Below are 15,481 nucleotides of genomic sequence, written 5' to 3'. Positions count from 1 at the left end.
GTGTTCCGCGCATCCAGCGGACGCGAAGGCCCCTACCGGCAGCTCGCCGGGTTGATCAGCGAACTGCTCGTCGCCGACCAGCGAGTTCGTCCGGTGGCGTAGTCAGCTGTTGCCTGGTGAGTGGTCGGTTGTTGTCGGTAGCGTGCTGAAGGAACAACGACATGAATCTGGCGGCGTGGGCGGAGCGCAATGGTGTTGCCCGGGTGAGGGCGTATCGCTGGTTTCGTGCTGGTCTGTTGCCGGTACCGGCCCGGCGGGTAGGCCGACTGATTCTTGTCGACGAACCGGCTGGGGACGCTGGCGCGCGATCGCGGACCGCGGCCGATCTGGATCGGCAGGTGGCGTGGGTGACTGCAACGGCAGTCACGAGGACCCCAGTACCGCGACTGAAGTGAACGTGTTCTAGTTTCGCTTGATGTTGGACTTCACGCTCGAAGACCTCAGCGCCGAGGACGTCGAACGGCTACGGGCGGTCTACCAGCCGCTGGCCGAGTCGGTGCGGGCGCTGATCGACGCGACGATCAGGACCGAGGTGGACGCCGGCACCGTAGCAACCGCCGTCGCCGAGATCGATTCGGCCACCACACGTTTGCGTCAGAAACAGACCGACGGTGGCTTTGGTGTGCGCTATCTGGCCACCGGCGAGCGGATGGCGTGGGGCAACGCCGTCATCGGGATCCGCAATCCGCTTGCGCCGCCGGTGCAGATCCATCGCGATGCATCCGGCACATCGGTGTGCGATTTTCATCTGGGCGCCGCGTACGAAGGACCGCCTGGTCACGTCCACGGCGGCGTCGCCGCGCTGGTACTCGATCACCTGCTGGGGGAGGCCGCCAGCGACGGCATCAATCCACGCCTGACCGGCACCATCAACTTCCGCTACGTGCGAGCCACCCGACTCGGGGACCTGCGCGGCGAAGCCCGCATCACCCGCACCGAGGGTGTGAAGACCTACGCCGTCGGCCACCTCGCCGATGCAGCGGGCGTCACCGTCGAGGCCGAAGGCGTATTCATCCAACCGCGCTGGGCGCGGGATCGCTCGGCATAGGTTGCGCCCATGGAAAAGGTAGTGGCACTGCTGCGGTCCGCCGACCATGACGATGATTGGTGTCGACGGCAGCGAACATCGGTCGCCGAGGAGATCCTGGCGCTCGGTGTAGCCGGCTTGAGCGTCAACGTCCGCGACGCGGCGGTGAATCACTCGATGATGACGTTGACGACGCTCGATCCACCCGCCGTTGCCGTGGTGAGTATGTGGACACAGCAGTGCTACGGGGACCAGATCGCCGAGGCGCTGCGCCTGCTGGGGACCGAATGCGACCACCTCGCGGCCTATCTGGTCACCGAATCAAAACCGTTACCGGCGCCACTGCAATTGGGGCAGCGCACGACAGGTCTGGCGAACATCGCACTGCTCCGGCGTCCGGCCGAATTGGAGTACGCGACGTGGCTTCGGCGCTGGCAGCACGATCACACGCCGGTGGCGATCGAGACTCAATCCACCTTCGGCTACACCCAGAACGCGGTAGTGCGTGCGCTGACACCCGACGCGCCGCGGTTGGCCGGCATCGTCGAAGAGCTATTCCCGATCGAGGCCGTCACCGACCTGCAGGCATTCTTCGGCGCCGCCGACGACGCCGATCTACAGCTGCGGCTGGCCCGAATGGTCTCCAGCACAGCGGCTTTCGGCGCCAACGAGAACATCGACACCGTGCCGACCAGCCGCTACGTACTCACCACACCGTTCGCTACCTAGGAGACGCCGGTGATACTCCAGATCGAAGACGACAAGAGAGTGCGCACCCTCACACTGAACCGGCCCGAAGCGCTCAACGCGTTCAACGAGGCACTCTACGAAGCCACCGCCGGGGCCTTGCTGAAGGCCGCCGGGGACCCCGAGGTGGCCGTTGTGCTGTTGACCGGGGCCGGGCGTGCATTCAGCGCCGGCAACGACCTCAAGGAGATGCAGGCCCGTATCACCGATCCCGCGATGGCCAACCAGGGATCGCATTTCACCACGATGATCGACGCGCTGACCCGGTTCCCCAAGCCGCTGATCTGTGCGGTGAACGGCGTCGGCGTCGGTATCGGCACCACCCTCCTCGGCTACGCAGATTTGACGTTCATGTCGTCGACGGCGCGGCTGAAGTGCCCGTTCACCAGCCTGGGCGTCGCACCCGAGGCGGCATCGTCTTACCTGCTACCGCAATTGATCGGCCGCCAGAACGCCGCGTGGCTGCTGATGTCGTCGGAGTGGGTGAGCGCGCAGGAGGCCCTGGCGATGGGCATGGTCTGGAAGGTGTGCGAGCCCGACGAGTTGGTCGCCGAGGCCCGTAGGCACGCCGAAATCCTGGCCGCACGGTCGATTCCGAGCCTGATCGCGGTCAAGCAGTCGATGGTCGAACCCACGATGGCTGACATCGCTGCGGCGACTGAGCGGGAGAACGCGTATTTCGCTGAACTTTTGGGCGGTCAAGCCAATGCGGCAGCGCTGGCGGATTTCACCGCCAAGCGGGGGAGTTGAAGAACTCAGGTGCCGGTCGGCTGCAATTGCGTGGAGGCCTCGATGATCGCGCGCACGGTGCGCCGGCAACGGCCGCAGTCCAGGCCCGCGCCGCATCGAGCAGCGACCTCTTTGGAGGTTGACGCACCGCAGGCGACCGCTTCGGAGACGGTCTGGCTGGTGACGCCCTCGCACAGGCACACGTACATCAGCGCACCTCCAGGATCTCCGACAGTGATCAGATCGCGTTGTTAGTAGAGTCTAACCTAAGCAGGTTCGTGAAGGCTAACCTAACTTCTAACGCGGCGGCAACCCCTCGCGTTGACTTACCATCCGCGCGCCGCTTGGCGCGGGCGGGGCGCGGGTCGTGCACGGACCGGCCGACCACAATTTCTCGGCTCGGCGCTGGCGACATAAATGCCGAATGGCGTATCGAATGCTCAAACCAAGGATCGGGTTAGTTAGGGAATGCTGACCTGACTGAGTATTACCTTCGGTGACAAGGCTTTTGACCTGCGGTAGCGTTGCCCGGACACGTGCTACGGCGATCTATTTAAGGAGTGAAGGTGCAAGGCGATCCCGACGTTTTACGCTTACTCAATGAGCAATTGACCAGCGAGCTGACGGCGATCAACCAATACTTTTTGCACGCCAAGATGCAGGAGAACTGGGGATTCACCGAGTTGGCGGCCCACACCCGCGCCGAGTCCTTCGATGAGATGCGGCACGCCGAGGCCATCACCGACCGCATCCTGCTGCTCGACGGGCTGCCGAACTACCAACGGCTGTTCTCCCTGCGCATCGGCCAGACCCTGCGCGAACAGTTCGAAGCCGATCTGGCGATCGAACGCGACGTGCTCGAGCGCCTCAAACCAGGCGTGATCATGTGCCGCGAGAAGCAGGATTCGACCAGTGCCGCCCTGCTGGAAGGCATCATCGCCGACGAGGAACACCACGCCGACTACCTGGAGACCCAGTTGCAGCTGATGGACAAGCTCGGCGAAGAGCTGTACTCGGCGCAGTGTGTCTCGCGTCCGCCGACGACGGGTTAAGCCAGCGGCTGAGTGCCGTGGCTGTCGGCCCTTCGGGCGTAACATCCAGCCATGAGCCGAATCGGAAACTTCCCAGATGACGACCTCGCCGGCTGGATCCTGAAGTCACCTGAACTGGGCGGCGCGATCGGATCTTTCAGCGACGCGGTCTACAACCGCAGCCGGTTACCGATGCGAACCCGTGAGCTGGCCCGCATGGTCATCGCACACAGCAACGAATGCGAAGTGTGCGTCAACACCCGTGACGGCGACGGGCTCGCCCACGGCGTCGACGAGGACCTCTACGCCCACGCCGACCAGTGGCGCACCTGGACCGGTTACAGCGACCAAGAGCGCTTGGCGGCCGAATTCGCTTACCGATTCGCAACCGAACACACAGTGCTGCGTGACGACGAGGATTTCTGGGCGCGCTGCAACGACCACTTCTCCGAGGAGTTGCTCGCCGATCTGGCGCTGTCGTGCGCGCTGTGGGTAGGAATGGGACGCGTGCTGCGCACCTTGGACATCGCCCAGTCCTGCACGCTGACCTTGCCCAGCCGGGTGTGACGCACCGAGTTCGCTAGCCAAGGGCCGACTTCCGTCTCCCGGCTGATGACGACCACACCACTCGCTGCCGCGGCTATCGCCAAGCTCGAGACCGAAGGAGTGGACGCGGTCATCGGCACGGTGATCAATCCGGCGGGGCTCACCCAGGCCAAAGCCGTACCGATCCGGCGCACCAACGCCTTCGCCGAGCACGGTCTGGGTGCCAGCCCGGTATGGCACGCCTTCGCGATCGACCACACTGGCATCGCATTCACCGACCGCATCGGCGTCGTCGGCGATCAACGGGTTCGCATCGACTTGTCAGCGCTGCGGATTCTCGGAGATGGACTGGCGTGGGCGCCCGGTTCCTTCTTCGAGCAGGACGGCACACCGGTGCCGGAGTGCGGCCGCGCTGCGCTGCAGCGCATCGAGAGGGCACTGGCCGACGCCGGCATCGAGGCGTTGGTCGGTCACGAGCTGGAATTCCTGCTCGTTCAGCCGGACGGACACCGCCTCGCACCGACGGTGTGGGCCCAGTACGGGTTGGCAGGCGTCCTCGAGTACGAGGCCTTCGTCCGCGACGTCGTCGCGGCAGCGTCGTTGTCCGGCATTGCGCTCGAACAAATCCATCCCGAGTACGGGACCAATCAGTTCGAGATTTCTCTGGCACCGCAATCGCCGGTCGCCTCGGTTGACCAATTGGTGCTGACCAGGATCATCGCCAGTCGGATCGCCCGCCGCTACGGCATGCGGGTGAGCCTTTCGCCGGTGCCGTTTGTCGGTGACGCCGGATCCGGTGCCCACCAACACTTTTCGCTGAGCAATGGAACCGTGCCGCTGTTCTCCGACGGCGGGGGCACACCTGGAATGACAAAGCAGGGCGAAAACGCGATCGCGGGCGTGCTGCGTGGATTGCCCGAGGCTCAGGGCCTGCTGTGCGGGTCGATCATGTCAGGATTACGGCTGCGCCCTGGCAATTGGGCGGGCGCCTACGTCTGCTGGGGCACCGAGAATCGCGAGGCGGCCGTGCGGTTCGTCGCCGACGGCCCGGGTAATTCGTACGGCGGCAACGTCGAGGTCAAGGCCGTCGACCCGTCGGCCAATCCGTACGTGGCGACGGCCACCATCCTGGGTCTGGCGCTGGACGGCATCACCGATAGCTCGGCGCTGCCCGCAGAGACCAAGGTCGACCCGGCGACCCTGAGCGAAGCCGACCGCGGCCGGCTCGGCATCCAGCCGCTCTCCACTTCACAAGCGTATGCGATTGCCGCACTGGATAACTCGCAACGGCTGCGCGGTATCCTAGGCGACCCGATCGTCGATGCCACAGTCGCGGTCCGGCGCTTCGAACACGACCACTATGCCCATCTCAACCGTGAGCAATTGGCCGACAAATTCCGGATGGCCTGGAGCGTATGAAGGCTTCGGCCTCGTCAGACCAAGCCTGTCGCGTCAAAGATCCATGACGTGTCGGCCGCTGCCAGGTCCTCCATCCACGTCGGCGGGGCGTGGGCAGTCAGCCCGCCCATATCCCAGTAGTCCTTCCACAGTGTGACTTTGCCGCCCTCGACGCGATGCACTGAAACAAACTGCAGCACAGCGGTTTCCCCGCTTGGCCAGTTCCACGTCTCGGAATGCTCGTACATGACGTCGGCGCCGTTGGACAGTAGCAGGCCGTCATGGTTCTCATAGCAAGCCAGCGGTTCGAGACCGACCTTGAGTCGCTTCACGATGTCCTCAGGTCCGCGCGCGGCCAGCGTCGGCCCGACCGGCATGTCGATGTAGACGCAATCCGCGGACAGAGAGTTTTTAACGGCCTCCCAATCCCGGGCTGACAACGCCTTCCACAGGCCGAGCACCGCTTCGTCAACCGACATGGAACAAGCCTGACAGGCAGCCCCCATGCCGGGCAAGCTTCGGCGCATCCTTACAGTCGGCCCAGGCAACGACGCTCGCAGGAGGTAGGGATGCCAACACTGCGACCACGACGCAGGCGCGCCCGGGAAACCAGCCCATCACCGTTCTCACCGCCCTGGACGCCCAGAGCGGCGCAGTACGGGGTGGGCATTGAGCACAACGTCGCTATTCCGATGAGCGACGGGGTGAAACTGCGCGCCGACATCCATTATCCGACGGACCGCGACACCGGACAGCCCGCGGCCGGGCCGTTCCCGGTGCTGATGTCGCTGACGCCGTACGGCAAGAAGGCTCCGCCGCCGGCCGCTCAGATCGGCAGCGGCCCGACCCCGTTTCTGATCAAGCGGGGCTACATCGAAGTGATGGTCGATGTCCGCGGATGCGGCGTCTCCGACGGCGTCTTCCAGATGTTCGGTCAGCGGCAGGCACAGGACGGTGTCGAGCTGGTCGATTGGGCATCCAGGCTGCCCAATGCCAACGGTCGGGTCGGCATGTTCGGGGTGAGCTACCTGGCGATCAATCAGCTGTTCACCGCCGCCGCGGTGGGCCCGGATTCGCCGCTCAAGGCGATCTTCCCGGTGATGGCCGCGCGCGACTTCTACCGCGACGCGGCGGCGATGGGCGGGGCGCCGCACCTTCGCACGATCCGGGTGTACGGCGGCGTCTATCAGTTGCTGAACATCGTCAACCCGGCATTGGAAGTGATCAACCGCGGAAAGCATCCGCGACCTCGGGCCGGCGGCATCGCCGGGGTGCGCAAGCGCGGACGCGCTCAGCGCGGCTACTTCGGACCGCTGATCGCCGACGCCGTGGGCGGCGGTGAGACTGCGTTCGACGAAGAGTTCTGGGAGGACCTGCGGCCGGCCTCGGTGCTGCCGCAGATCGTCGCGAACAAGGTGGCGGTGTTCCTCATCGGCGGCTGGCACGACGCCTTTCAGCGCGGTGTGCCGCTGAATTACGCCGCGCTGCAGAACGCCTTCGCGGGCCGCCCCGACGAGCAGCCGATGCAGCCCGGGCAGCCGGTGTCCGAGCACCTGCGGCTGATGATGGGCCCCTGGTATCACGTCTCTGACTACGGCGGCCTGCACCTGCAGGCGATACAGCTGCGCTGGTTTGACTACTGGCTGAACGACGACGCCGCGGCAGAGATCAGCGAAGCCCCGTTCACCTTCCAGCCGGTTGGCAGTTCGCGCTGGTTACACGTGCGCAACTATCCGCTCGAGCAGGCGACACCGACCCGCTTGTATCTCTCCGACGCGGGTCGGCTCACCGCCGATCCTGCGCCCGAAACATCCACGGTGACAGTCAAATACGTGAGCCGGGGGCCGATCGCAGGCCGTAGCGTCGAGCAGTGGACGCTCGGGATGACCAGCTTCATCCGCAGCCAACGCGGCGGAAACACCCGCTACGACCAGGACAACCGGCGAGTCCAGCGCGGCGCACTCACCTACACCACCGAGGCTTGCACCAAGCCCACCCTGATCGCCGGGCCGATCACGCTCACGCTCCACGCGACCGCCGACACCACCGAGACGCTGTGGGTCGCCCACCTCGACGACGTCGCTCCCGACGGCTCCTCTCGCCCACTGACCCAGGGTGCGCTGCTGGGCTCACACCGGGCGTTGGACCCCGAGCGCACCTGGTATCTGCCCGACGGCACCGTGCTCAAGCCGCATCATCTCAGCACCCGGGCTGCGGTCGAGCCCGTCGTTCCCGGGGAGCTCACGCGCTACGACATCGAGATTTTTCCGACCGCCGCGCTGCTCGATACCGGTCACCGCTTGAGGCTGACGGTCACCACGTTCGACTTTCCGCATCTCGTACCGACCGTGCCGGCCCGCCGCAACCTGGCTGGTGGCAGCTATCAGTTGCATCAAGGTGGGCCGACACCATCACATCTGCTGGTCTCGTTCGCCGACCCAGACCGCTTCGACTGACCGAGCCCGACAGCGTCTTCCGGTCACAACCGCCGGTTGTGGCGCATACTCGTTTCGATGACATCTTTACAGCAGTACGTCGCCGAAGAGATTGCCACCGAACACGCCGCAGGTTTGCTGACTCGTCGCGAAGCCATGCGTCGGCTGGCGCTGCTCGGCCTGGGCAGCGGCGCTGCGGCCGCATTGATCGCGGCATGCGGCAAGGACGAAACCCGGCCGCTGCACTCGAGTTCGGGTGAGGGAGTGGAACCTCCGGGAGCCAAGCGGGCGCTGCCTACCGAGCCGATCACCTGGGCCGGTCCCCGCGGGGAACTGCGCGGCGCCTGGGCGCAGTCGCACAACGCCCGCCGGGGGGTGCTGGTCATCCACGAGAACAAGGGGCTCACCGACTGGGTCCACTCGGTGGCCGAACGGTTCGCCGGGGCCGGCTACTCTGCGCTGGCGATAGACCTGCTGTCCGAAGAGGGCGGGACGGAGAAGTTCTCCGACCCGGCCAAGGCCACCGCCGCGCTGGCCGCGGCGCCGCCGGACCGGTTGCTCGCCGACCTGAATTCCGGCATCACGGAACTGCAAAACCGGGTTCCGGGCGGCAAGATGGCGATGGTCGGCTTCTGCTTCGGCGGCGGTCTGGTCTGGCAACTGCTGGCATCACACACCGCACGCTTGTCGGCCGCCGTCCCGTTCTACGGCCCGCTTCCCGACAACCCCGATTTCAGTGGCGACAAGGCGACCGCGGTGCTGGCGTTCTACGGGGCGTTGGACAAGCGGGTGACTGATTCTGAGCCGGCGGCCAAGGCGGCACTCGAGCGCGCCGGCCTGATTCACGACCTCGTCATCGAACCCGACGCCGACCACGCCTTCTTCAACGACAGCGGACCGCGCTACAACGCCGCGGCGGCCGAGGACGCCTGGCAGCGCACCCTGGAATGGTTTGGCCGCTACCTGTCTTAGCGGCATGATGCGTGCGTGACCACTCCGCCACCCGTCATCACACTGCGACACGTCCTCGACAGCCTCGACCTCGAACAGGTCAACGCGGACTTCTTCGTCGGCGAGCAGATCGACGAAATCGCCCATCACATCTCCGGTGGACACATCGCCGCGCAGGCGTTGATGGCGGCAAGCCGAACCGTCACCGATCGGCTACCGCACAGCCTGCACATGTATTTCCTCCGCGCCGGCGACGCCCGGCAACCAGTGGACTTCGAAGTCGCCGCACTGCACGACGGCGGCACTTTCTCAGCCAGACGCGTCACTGCCCGGCAATTCGGCTCGGTGCTGCTGGAGGGCGTCGCATCGTTCAGCAAATCCGTCGAAAGCATTGTCTACCAGCAACTTCCACCGGATCTCCCCGATCCTGAGTCCGTGCCGGGCTTCGCCGAACAGCACCGCGACCATGCTGACGAACGCAATGGCTGGTGGGTGCGCGACCAACCCATCGACTACCGATACGTGGACCCGTCGGCCAGACTCGCGGCCGACGTCGCCGGGCCGCAGCCGCCCGCCGGCATCCGGATGTGGTGGCGCCCCAACGGCATCGCTCCGGCCGACCCTGTCGTCGCCGACTGCCTCACCGCATTCGTTGCGGGACGCACGTTGCTCGAGTCGGCAATGATCGCGCGCCGCACGACGCCACTGGGACCGGGGTTCTCGGCGCTGATGGATCTGGCAATGTGGTTCCATCACCCGCCCGATTTGTCGGACTGGCTGCTCTATGAACAACATTCCCCCAGCGGCATCGGGGGTCGGGGATTGGCGCAGGGCACCATGTTCAACCGCAACGGCCAACTGGTGTGCACGATGACGCTGGAGTGTTACTTCGGCGGTAAGTCACGCCTCTAGCCTGAGTCAGTAATCCCAATCACGGGTTTAGGCCGTGAAACTTCGGAATCCAGGTCGGCTAGATTTTGATAAAGCGGCCTATTTTCTTTCGCCAGAGACGATCTCGGGACCTCGCCATTTTTACGCGCCCAGGAACACTAGTCCACATACCGACCATGGGGAGTACGTTTCCATTGCACACCGTTCTCGCGCGGTGTAGCGTCGATCTTGCTGAACACCCCAGCCAGTCCGGGAGCGGGGTCACCGGTTTTCCGCTGGCCCCGCTGAGCAGCAGCTCACGCTGGACGCGCCTGTAGCAACCGCCGCGGTGGAGGGTCTCTGTGATCGCCGCCAAATGCATTGACAGTCAACATGGTTCACGGACAGACTTCAATTCTGGTCTGCGCCATCACGTGTGCTCGAAGTCTTCTGGCTTGGCGACCGCGCGATTGTCATCAATGCCAAATATCCGGAGGCGTTTGTGACGGCCGAAGCACCCTCGCGCGAAACCCTTGAGGCGCGCCGCCCTTTTCCAGCGCGGTTGGGAGCCAAGGGGACGTTGGTTTACCGTTTGGTGACGACCACCGATCACAAGATGATCGGGATCATGTACGTGGTCACCTGTTATGCGCTGTTTTTCATCGGCGGGCTGATGGCGCTGTTGATGCGCGCCGAACTGGCTCAGCCGGGGCTGCAGTTCCTGTCCAATGAGCAGTACAACCAATTGTTCACCATGCACGGCACCATCATGCTGCTGCTGTATGCCACCCCGATCGTTTTCGGTTTCGCGAACTTGGTGCTGCCGCTGCAGATCGGTGCTCCCGATGTCGCCTTCCCGCGGCTCAACGCCTTCTCCTACTGGCTCTTTTTATTCGGTTCGCTGATCGTCATCTCCGGTTTCATCACCCCCGGCGGCGCGGCGGACTTCGGCTGGACCGCCTATACCCCGTTGAGCAACGCCATCCACTCACCGGGCGCCGGCGGCGACCTGTGGATCATGGGTCTGATCGTCGCCGGTCTGGGCACCATCCTGGGCGCGGTCAACATGATCACCACCGTGGTCTGCATGCGCGCCCCCGGCATGACGATGTTTAGGATGCCGATCTTCACCTGGAACATCCTGGTGACGTCCATCCTGGTGCTGATCGCGTTCCCGATCTTGACCGCCGCGCTGTTCGGGCTGGCCGCCGACCGCCATCTGGGCGCCCATATTTACGACCCGGCCAGCGGCGGAGTCCTGTTGTGGCAGCACCTGTTCTGGTTCTTCGGGCACCCCGAGGTCTACATCGTCGCGCTGCCGTTCTTTGGCATCGTGACCGAGATCCTGCCGGTGTTCAGCCGCAAACCTGTGTTCGGCTACACCACCCTGGTGTATGCCACCCTCGCCATCGGGGGATTGTCGATCGCGGTCTGGGCGCACCACATGTTCGCAACCGGCGCCGTACTGCTGCCGTTCTTCAGCGTGACGTCCTACCTGATCGCCATACCGACCGGGATCAAGTTCTTCAACTGGGTCGGCACGATGTGGAAGGGGCAGTTGACCTTTGAGACGCCGATGCTGTTCTCTATCGGCTTCCTGGTCACCTTCCTGCTGGGCGGACTGACCGGGGTGCTGCTGGCCAGCCCGCCGCTGGACTTCCATGTCACCGACTCCTACTTCGTAGTCGCACACTTCCACTACACACTGTTTGGCACCATCGTGTTCGCCACCTTCGCCGGCACCTACTTCTGGTTCCCGAAGATGACCGGCCGGTTGCTCGACGAGCGGCTGGGCAAACTGCACTTCTGGTTGACGCTCATCGGGTTCAACACCACATTTCTGGTGCAGCATTGGTTGGGCAACAAGGGGATGCCACGCCGCTACGCCGACTACCTGCCCACCGACGGCTTCACCACGTTGAATATCGTCTCGACGGTCGGTGCGTTCATCCTCGGAGTGTCAATGTTGCCGTTCGTGTGGAACGTTTTCCGCAGTTGGCGCTACGGCGAGGTGGTGACCGTCGACGACCCGTGGGGGTACGGCAACTCGCTGGAGTGGGCGACCAGTTGCCCGCCGCCGCGGCACAACTTCACCGAGCTACCCCGCATCCGCTCCGAACGGCCGGCGTTCGAACTGCACTACCCCCACATGTCACAACGCATGCGTGACGAAGCGCATGTCGGACGAGCCCACGGCCCGGGCGACAGCGACGTCACCCGAAACGATGACGTCAACGTCCGCAGCTGATGGCGCAGCCACCGGTAGCGACGAACTGATCAGCGCAGCAGTGCAATGCCCATCGCCGACGCCGCCGGACGAGTCGGTGGGGCCTCCGCGCGCAGCGGGCACTGCGTAGAAGTCTGGCTCCGCGGCAGACCACGTTCGCGGAATATACCCCGGCGGGTATACGTTATTTGGTAAACGAACACTTCAGCAATCAACGAAAAGGGACGACTTGCCATGACCACCACTGCCGAGGCACCCGCGCCCGCCCCCATGACAACCATGCCCCGCATCGGAGACCCAGCCCCGGCGTTCACAGCTGTCACCACCCAAGGTGATATCGCTTTTCCCGCCGACTACAAGGGCAAGTGGGTAGTGTTCTTTTCCCACCCCGCTGACTTCACCCCGGTGTGCACCAGCGAGTTCATGACGTTGGCCTCAATGCAACAGCAGTTCGCGGCATACAACACCGAGTTGGTTGGATTATCCGTCGACGGGCTTTACAGCCACATCGCCTGGTTACGGACCATCAAGGACAAGATCACCTTCCGCGACATGAGCGACGTCGAGGTCACCTTCCCCCTCATCGAGGACGTGTCGATGAAGATCGCACAAAAGTACGGGATGATCATGCCGGGCGAAGACACGACCAAAGCAGTGCGCGCAGTCTTCGTCATCGACCCCACGGGCGTGATCCGGGCGATGATCTTCTACCCGCTGAGCCTGGGCCGCAACTTCGACGAGCTATTGCGCGTCGTCAAGGCCCTGCAAACGGCCGACCACTTCGACGTCGCCACGCCGGCGGACTGGCGGCCCGGTGACCGGGTAATCGTGCCCACCGCGGGCTCATGTGGAACAGCCAAGGAGCGAATGGAAGGCCACGCTGATGATGTCGAATGCGAGGACTGGTTCTTCTGCACCAAGGCGATTCCCGCCGACGAGATCGAATCGGCCATCCAAGGCCAGAGTTCCATGCAGCATAAGTGACAGGTGGTCGGCCCTTTTCAATCTTGGGAGGGCCTGACGCACCGAACGTTCCCTCTGGTCGTCATCGCGGCGTTTGCCGGTTCGGCCTCGCTGGTGTTGCTGCTGCGCCCCCGCTACGTGTCGGTGCGGTGCCAACGGCCATGACGATCGCGCTGGGAATCGGCTCGCTCGTGCTTGTCCCATCAACACCCCAGCGCGCCCGTCATTCCTGAATGAGCATTCTTCGACCGTCCGACCCAACTGAATAGGCGACGGTTCCATGAACTGGGCGATCCCCAGAGCCGTCCACAACGAACGCTCGCAGGCCGGGTCATTGAGACGGGCGACTGCTGGGCTTCCGTCTCGCGCCGCCAACTGACCAGGCCGCCCCATCGCACTGCGCGGACTGTCTCTGCGCGCACGCCTCTAGCGGGTGGCCATCGACCTGGCCGGACCTAGCGCGACTGGCAGGATGGACCACCCCCGCAGAACCCGGGTATCACGGCGGCTACCGGCGCCGGCGGGGCGCACGTCGGGGAAACGATCGAAGAATGCCCGCAGCCCCACTTCTCCCTCGGCACGCGCCAACGCCGCACCCAGGCAGAAATGCCTGCCGCCGGAGAAAGCCAGATGTCTACCGGCGTTGTCGCGTTCGATATCGAACCTGTTGGGGTCGGGGAACACTGCCGGGTCACGGTTGGCCGCGGCTAGGTAGACCAACACCAGCTCGCCCTGACCGACCGGACGGCCCGCTATCTCGGTGTCGTTGAGCGCTATTCGCGCCGTGAGCTGAACCGGCGACTCCAGCCGCAGGATCTCCTCGACAGCGTTCGGCCACAGCTCGGGACGACGGCTGAGGGTGCGTAGCTGCTCAGGGTGGTCCAGCAACATCCGGATCCCGTTACCCAGCAGGTTCACCGTGGTCTCGAACCCGGCGGCCAGCACCAGGCCGGCGACGGCGCGAAGCTCTTCGTGATCGAGGTACGTTTGCGCCGAGCCGCTTTCAGCTTTGCGGATCAGCTGGCTCATCAGATCCTCGCCGGGATCGCGGCGCAGCTTGTCCAGATGAGTGTCCAGCCAGAGGTTGAATCCGGCGAGCCCGCGTTGCACCCGCCGGTATTGCGGCCAGGGCAGCCCGAAATCGAGACTGGGCGCGGCCAACTCACCGAATTCGAGAATGCGCTGCCGATCGCACTCTGGGACTCCCAGGATGTCGCTGATGATCGCCACCGGCAGCTGCGAGCAGTACCGGTCGACGATGTCGACGACACCTGATTGGCAAGACAACTCGTCCAGCAACGACTCCGCGGTCTGCTCGACGCCGTCCCGCAGTGCGCCCACGGCGCGTTGGGTGAACACCGACGACACCGTTTTGCGGTAACGGGTGTGATCCGGCGGCTCGACGGCCAGCAGCGCCGGCGGGCGCAACGGGTGCAGCAGCTTGTCGCGGGCCCGGCGCTCCAGCCATCGCAGTGGCGCAGGGAGATTGGATCCGATCGACAGCACCCGAAAATCGTCGGACCGCAGCAGTTCGTGGCCGATCGCATGATCGGCGGTGATGTGGCCGAGCCCGGTTCGCACCAAGGCGCCGCGGGCCCGAACCTCCTCGTAGAACGGCACCGGGTTCGCTCGCACCGACGGGTCGGCGATCAGCCGGGCCTGCAGGTCACCGCGCCGCGCGCCGAGCGATGCCACGCCACGGACGAAGCCGTGCATCGCCAGCCAGTGCAGCCTCTGCCGCAGTTCGATTGCCACAGATCAAGCCTCCACTCCGGCGCGCGCTGCCGCCCCAAGCCTACGGGCTCACCCGGAGATCAGGATTCAGCCGAGTTCCCAGTTCATGCCTCGGCCACTTCCTTGATGCGGTGCAGTGTCTTGGTCATGTCCCGGACATTGCGTCGCTGCCTCATCCATCCGCCGAACAGCCAGTAGTAAACGCTCAGGACGGGCGAGGACGTCATCCGGAACGACTCGGTCACCTCGGTCCCGTCACCCGAGGGCGTCAGCCGGTAGAGCCAGTTGTTGACCGCGCGATCGCCGACCAGCACCTCGAAGCCGAATTCCTTGCCGGGTTCGCACGCGGTGACTCGACAGACCGTCCAGTACACCGGTCCGATCTCGTTGCGCTTGACGTGTCCGCGGAAGCGCGCACCCAGCGCGGGTCCGGTGGCGCCGTCGAGCCACTCGGCTTCGAACACTTCGGGGGAGTAGCGGCCAATGCTTCGGACATCGGTAATCAGATCCCAGATCTGGTCCGCCGGCGCGGCCATCTGAACTGTCGCAGAACCCTGCATGTACTGATCCAAGCATGCCCGCAGGGGAGCGGTGCGGGGAAATGGCGATGCCGGCCAATTTTTTGCACCGCGCAGCCAATGGGCAGTCCCGGATGCCAGAAGTGACGCTGATGCCCGCGAATTGGCCGGGCGGCGCATCCCTTGTCCCGACGATAGATCCGCGCTAGCGTTTCAGCGTTTCGACGCCTTCCCAATGACTGTTCAGACGGAGTGATCATCATCGACGATTTCCACAGCACAAAGCGGTCCAGAACCGACAGCGG

The 15,481-nt window shown here is 64.6% G+C and carries 15 protein-coding genes and 1 pseudogene; 12 read left to right on the top strand and 4 right to left on the bottom strand.

Annotated features, from left to right (window positions below; all coding sequences use genetic code 11):
* Positions 1–161: 161 nt before the first annotated feature.
* The 4 genes and pseudogenes from AC2VOG_RS11505 to AC2VOG_RS11490 all read left to right on the top strand — a co-directional run.
* Positions 162–371 (top strand): annotated as a pseudogene (locus tag AC2VOG_RS11505) (IS607 family transposase); the annotation flags it as partial.
* A gap of 44 nt (positions 372–415) precedes the next feature.
* Entirely contained in the window at positions 416–1,048 is a 633-nt protein-coding gene (locus AC2VOG_RS11500) for a PaaI family thioesterase (RefSeq protein ID WP_486940019.1), read from the top strand.
* Positions 1,049–1,057: 9 nt separating this feature from the next.
* Positions 1,058–1,756 (top strand): EthD domain-containing protein, encoded by a 699-nt coding sequence (locus AC2VOG_RS11495; RefSeq protein WP_486940018.1) that lies wholly within the window; start codon positions 1,058–1,060, stop codon positions 1,754–1,756.
* 9 nt (positions 1,757–1,765) lie between these two features.
* Positions 1,766–2,524 (top strand): enoyl-CoA hydratase/isomerase family protein, encoded by a 759-nt coding sequence (locus AC2VOG_RS11490; protein WP_486940017.1) that lies wholly within the window; start codon positions 1,766–1,768, stop codon positions 2,522–2,524.
* 5 nt (positions 2,525–2,529) lie between these two features.
* Here the strand turns inward: AC2VOG_RS11490 and AC2VOG_RS11485 are convergent, their stop codons facing one another.
* The gene (locus tag AC2VOG_RS11485) at positions 2,530–2,712 is read right to left on the bottom strand and encodes a (2Fe-2S)-binding protein (protein WP_486940016.1); all 183 of its coding nucleotides are present in this window, start codon (positions 2,710–2,712) and stop codon (positions 2,530–2,532) included.
* 357 nt (positions 2,713–3,069) lie between these two features.
* On the opposite strand from AC2VOG_RS11485, the gene bfr reads away from it, so the two are divergent.
* From bfr to AC2VOG_RS11470, 3 genes are read left to right on the top strand one after another with little or no spacing between them, the layout of a single operon-like run.
* Positions 3,070–3,555 carry a bacterioferritin gene (bfr, locus tag AC2VOG_RS11480; RefSeq protein ID WP_486940015.1) on the top strand — a complete coding sequence of 162 codons (486 nt, stop codon included), beginning with the start codon at positions 3,070–3,072 and terminating at the stop codon, positions 3,553–3,555.
* 51 nt (positions 3,556–3,606) lie between these two features.
* Positions 3,607–4,101 carry a carboxymuconolactone decarboxylase family protein gene (locus tag AC2VOG_RS11475; RefSeq protein ID WP_486940014.1) on the top strand — a complete coding sequence of 165 codons (495 nt, stop codon included), beginning with the start codon at positions 3,607–3,609 and terminating at the stop codon, positions 4,099–4,101.
* A 45-nt stretch (positions 4,102–4,146) separates the two neighbouring features.
* A complete protein-coding gene (locus AC2VOG_RS11470; protein ID WP_486940013.1) occupies positions 4,147–5,499 on the top strand; it encodes a type I glutamate--ammonia ligase in 1,353 nt (450 codons plus the stop codon).
* Positions 5,500–5,513: 14 nt separating this feature from the next.
* Here the strand turns inward: AC2VOG_RS11470 and AC2VOG_RS11465 are convergent, their stop codons facing one another.
* Positions 5,514–5,957 (bottom strand): nuclear transport factor 2 family protein, encoded by a 444-nt coding sequence (locus AC2VOG_RS11465; RefSeq protein ID WP_486940012.1) that lies wholly within the window; start codon positions 5,955–5,957, stop codon positions 5,514–5,516.
* A gap of 183 nt (positions 5,958–6,140) precedes the next feature.
* On the opposite strand from AC2VOG_RS11465, the gene AC2VOG_RS11460 reads away from it, so the two are divergent.
* From AC2VOG_RS11460 to AC2VOG_RS11440, 5 genes are all read left to right on the top strand, one after another.
* Complete coding sequence (locus AC2VOG_RS11460) at positions 6,141–7,934, top strand: CocE/NonD family hydrolase (protein WP_486940025.1); 1,794 nt, start codon at positions 6,141–6,143, stop codon at positions 7,932–7,934.
* A 57-nt stretch (positions 7,935–7,991) separates the two neighbouring features.
* Complete coding sequence (locus AC2VOG_RS11455) at positions 7,992–8,885, top strand: dienelactone hydrolase family protein (RefSeq protein WP_486940011.1); 894 nt, start codon at positions 7,992–7,994, stop codon at positions 8,883–8,885.
* Between the two features lie 15 nt (positions 8,886–8,900).
* Positions 8,901–9,776: an acyl-CoA thioesterase gene (locus AC2VOG_RS11450; RefSeq protein ID WP_486940010.1), complete on the top strand. Its 876-nt coding sequence runs from the start codon at positions 8,901–8,903 to the stop codon at positions 9,774–9,776.
* A 460-nt stretch (positions 9,777–10,236) separates the two neighbouring features.
* Complete coding sequence (gene ctaD, locus AC2VOG_RS11445; RefSeq protein WP_486940009.1) at positions 10,237–11,982, top strand: aa3-type cytochrome oxidase subunit I; 1,746 nt, start codon at positions 10,237–10,239, stop codon at positions 11,980–11,982.
* A 213-nt stretch (positions 11,983–12,195) separates the two neighbouring features.
* Positions 12,196–12,945: a peroxiredoxin gene (locus tag AC2VOG_RS11440; protein WP_486940008.1), complete on the top strand. Its 750-nt coding sequence runs from the start codon at positions 12,196–12,198 to the stop codon at positions 12,943–12,945.
* A 405-nt stretch (positions 12,946–13,350) separates the two neighbouring features.
* On the opposite strand, the gene AC2VOG_RS11435 is transcribed toward AC2VOG_RS11440, so the two are convergent.
* Together AC2VOG_RS11435 and AC2VOG_RS11430 are read right to left on the bottom strand one after the other, a co-directional pair.
* Positions 13,351–14,667, bottom strand: coding sequence for a cytochrome P450 (locus AC2VOG_RS11435; protein WP_486940024.1), 1,317 nt, complete (start codon positions 14,665–14,667; stop codon positions 13,351–13,353).
* A 95-nt stretch (positions 14,668–14,762) separates the two neighbouring features.
* The gene (locus AC2VOG_RS11430; protein WP_486940007.1) at positions 14,763–15,218 is read right to left on the bottom strand and encodes an SRPBCC family protein; all 456 of its coding nucleotides are present in this window, start codon (positions 15,216–15,218) and stop codon (positions 14,763–14,765) included.
* Between the last annotated feature and the right edge of the window lie 263 nt (positions 15,219–15,481).

This window comes from Mycobacterium sp. TH-M11 (assembly GCF_057473725.1).
The sequence above is the reverse complement of the archived record's forward strand: the minus strand, read 5'-3'. Positions and strand labels throughout refer to the sequence as shown.

Coding starts and splice junctions, on each gene's coding strand:
- AC2VOG_RS11495 (WP_486940018.1), top strand. CDS start 1,058: ATGGAAAAGGTAGTGGCACTGCTGCGGTCCGCCGACCATGACGATGAT.
- AC2VOG_RS11455 (WP_486940011.1), top strand. CDS start 7,992: ATGACATCTTTACAGCAGTACGTCGCCGAAGAGATTGCCACCGAACAC.
- AC2VOG_RS11500 (WP_486940019.1), top strand. CDS start 416: ATGTTGGACTTCACGCTCGAAGACCTCAGCGCCGAGGACGTCGAACGG.
- AC2VOG_RS11440 (WP_486940008.1), top strand. CDS start 12,196: ATGACCACCACTGCCGAGGCACCCGCGCCCGCCCCCATGACAACCATG.
- AC2VOG_RS11465 (WP_486940012.1), bottom strand. CDS start 5,957: ATGTCGGTTGACGAAGCGGTGCTCGGCCTGTGGAAGGCGTTGTCAGCC.
- AC2VOG_RS11485 (WP_486940016.1), bottom strand. CDS start 2,712: ATGTACGTGTGCCTGTGCGAGGGCGTCACCAGCCAGACCGTCTCCGAA.
- AC2VOG_RS11430 (WP_486940007.1), bottom strand. CDS start 15,218: ATGCAGGGTTCTGCGACAGTTCAGATGGCCGCGCCGGCGGACCAGATC.
- AC2VOG_RS11470 (WP_486940013.1), top strand. CDS start 4,147: ATGACGACCACACCACTCGCTGCCGCGGCTATCGCCAAGCTCGAGACC.
- AC2VOG_RS11475 (WP_486940014.1), top strand. CDS start 3,607: ATGAGCCGAATCGGAAACTTCCCAGATGACGACCTCGCCGGCTGGATC.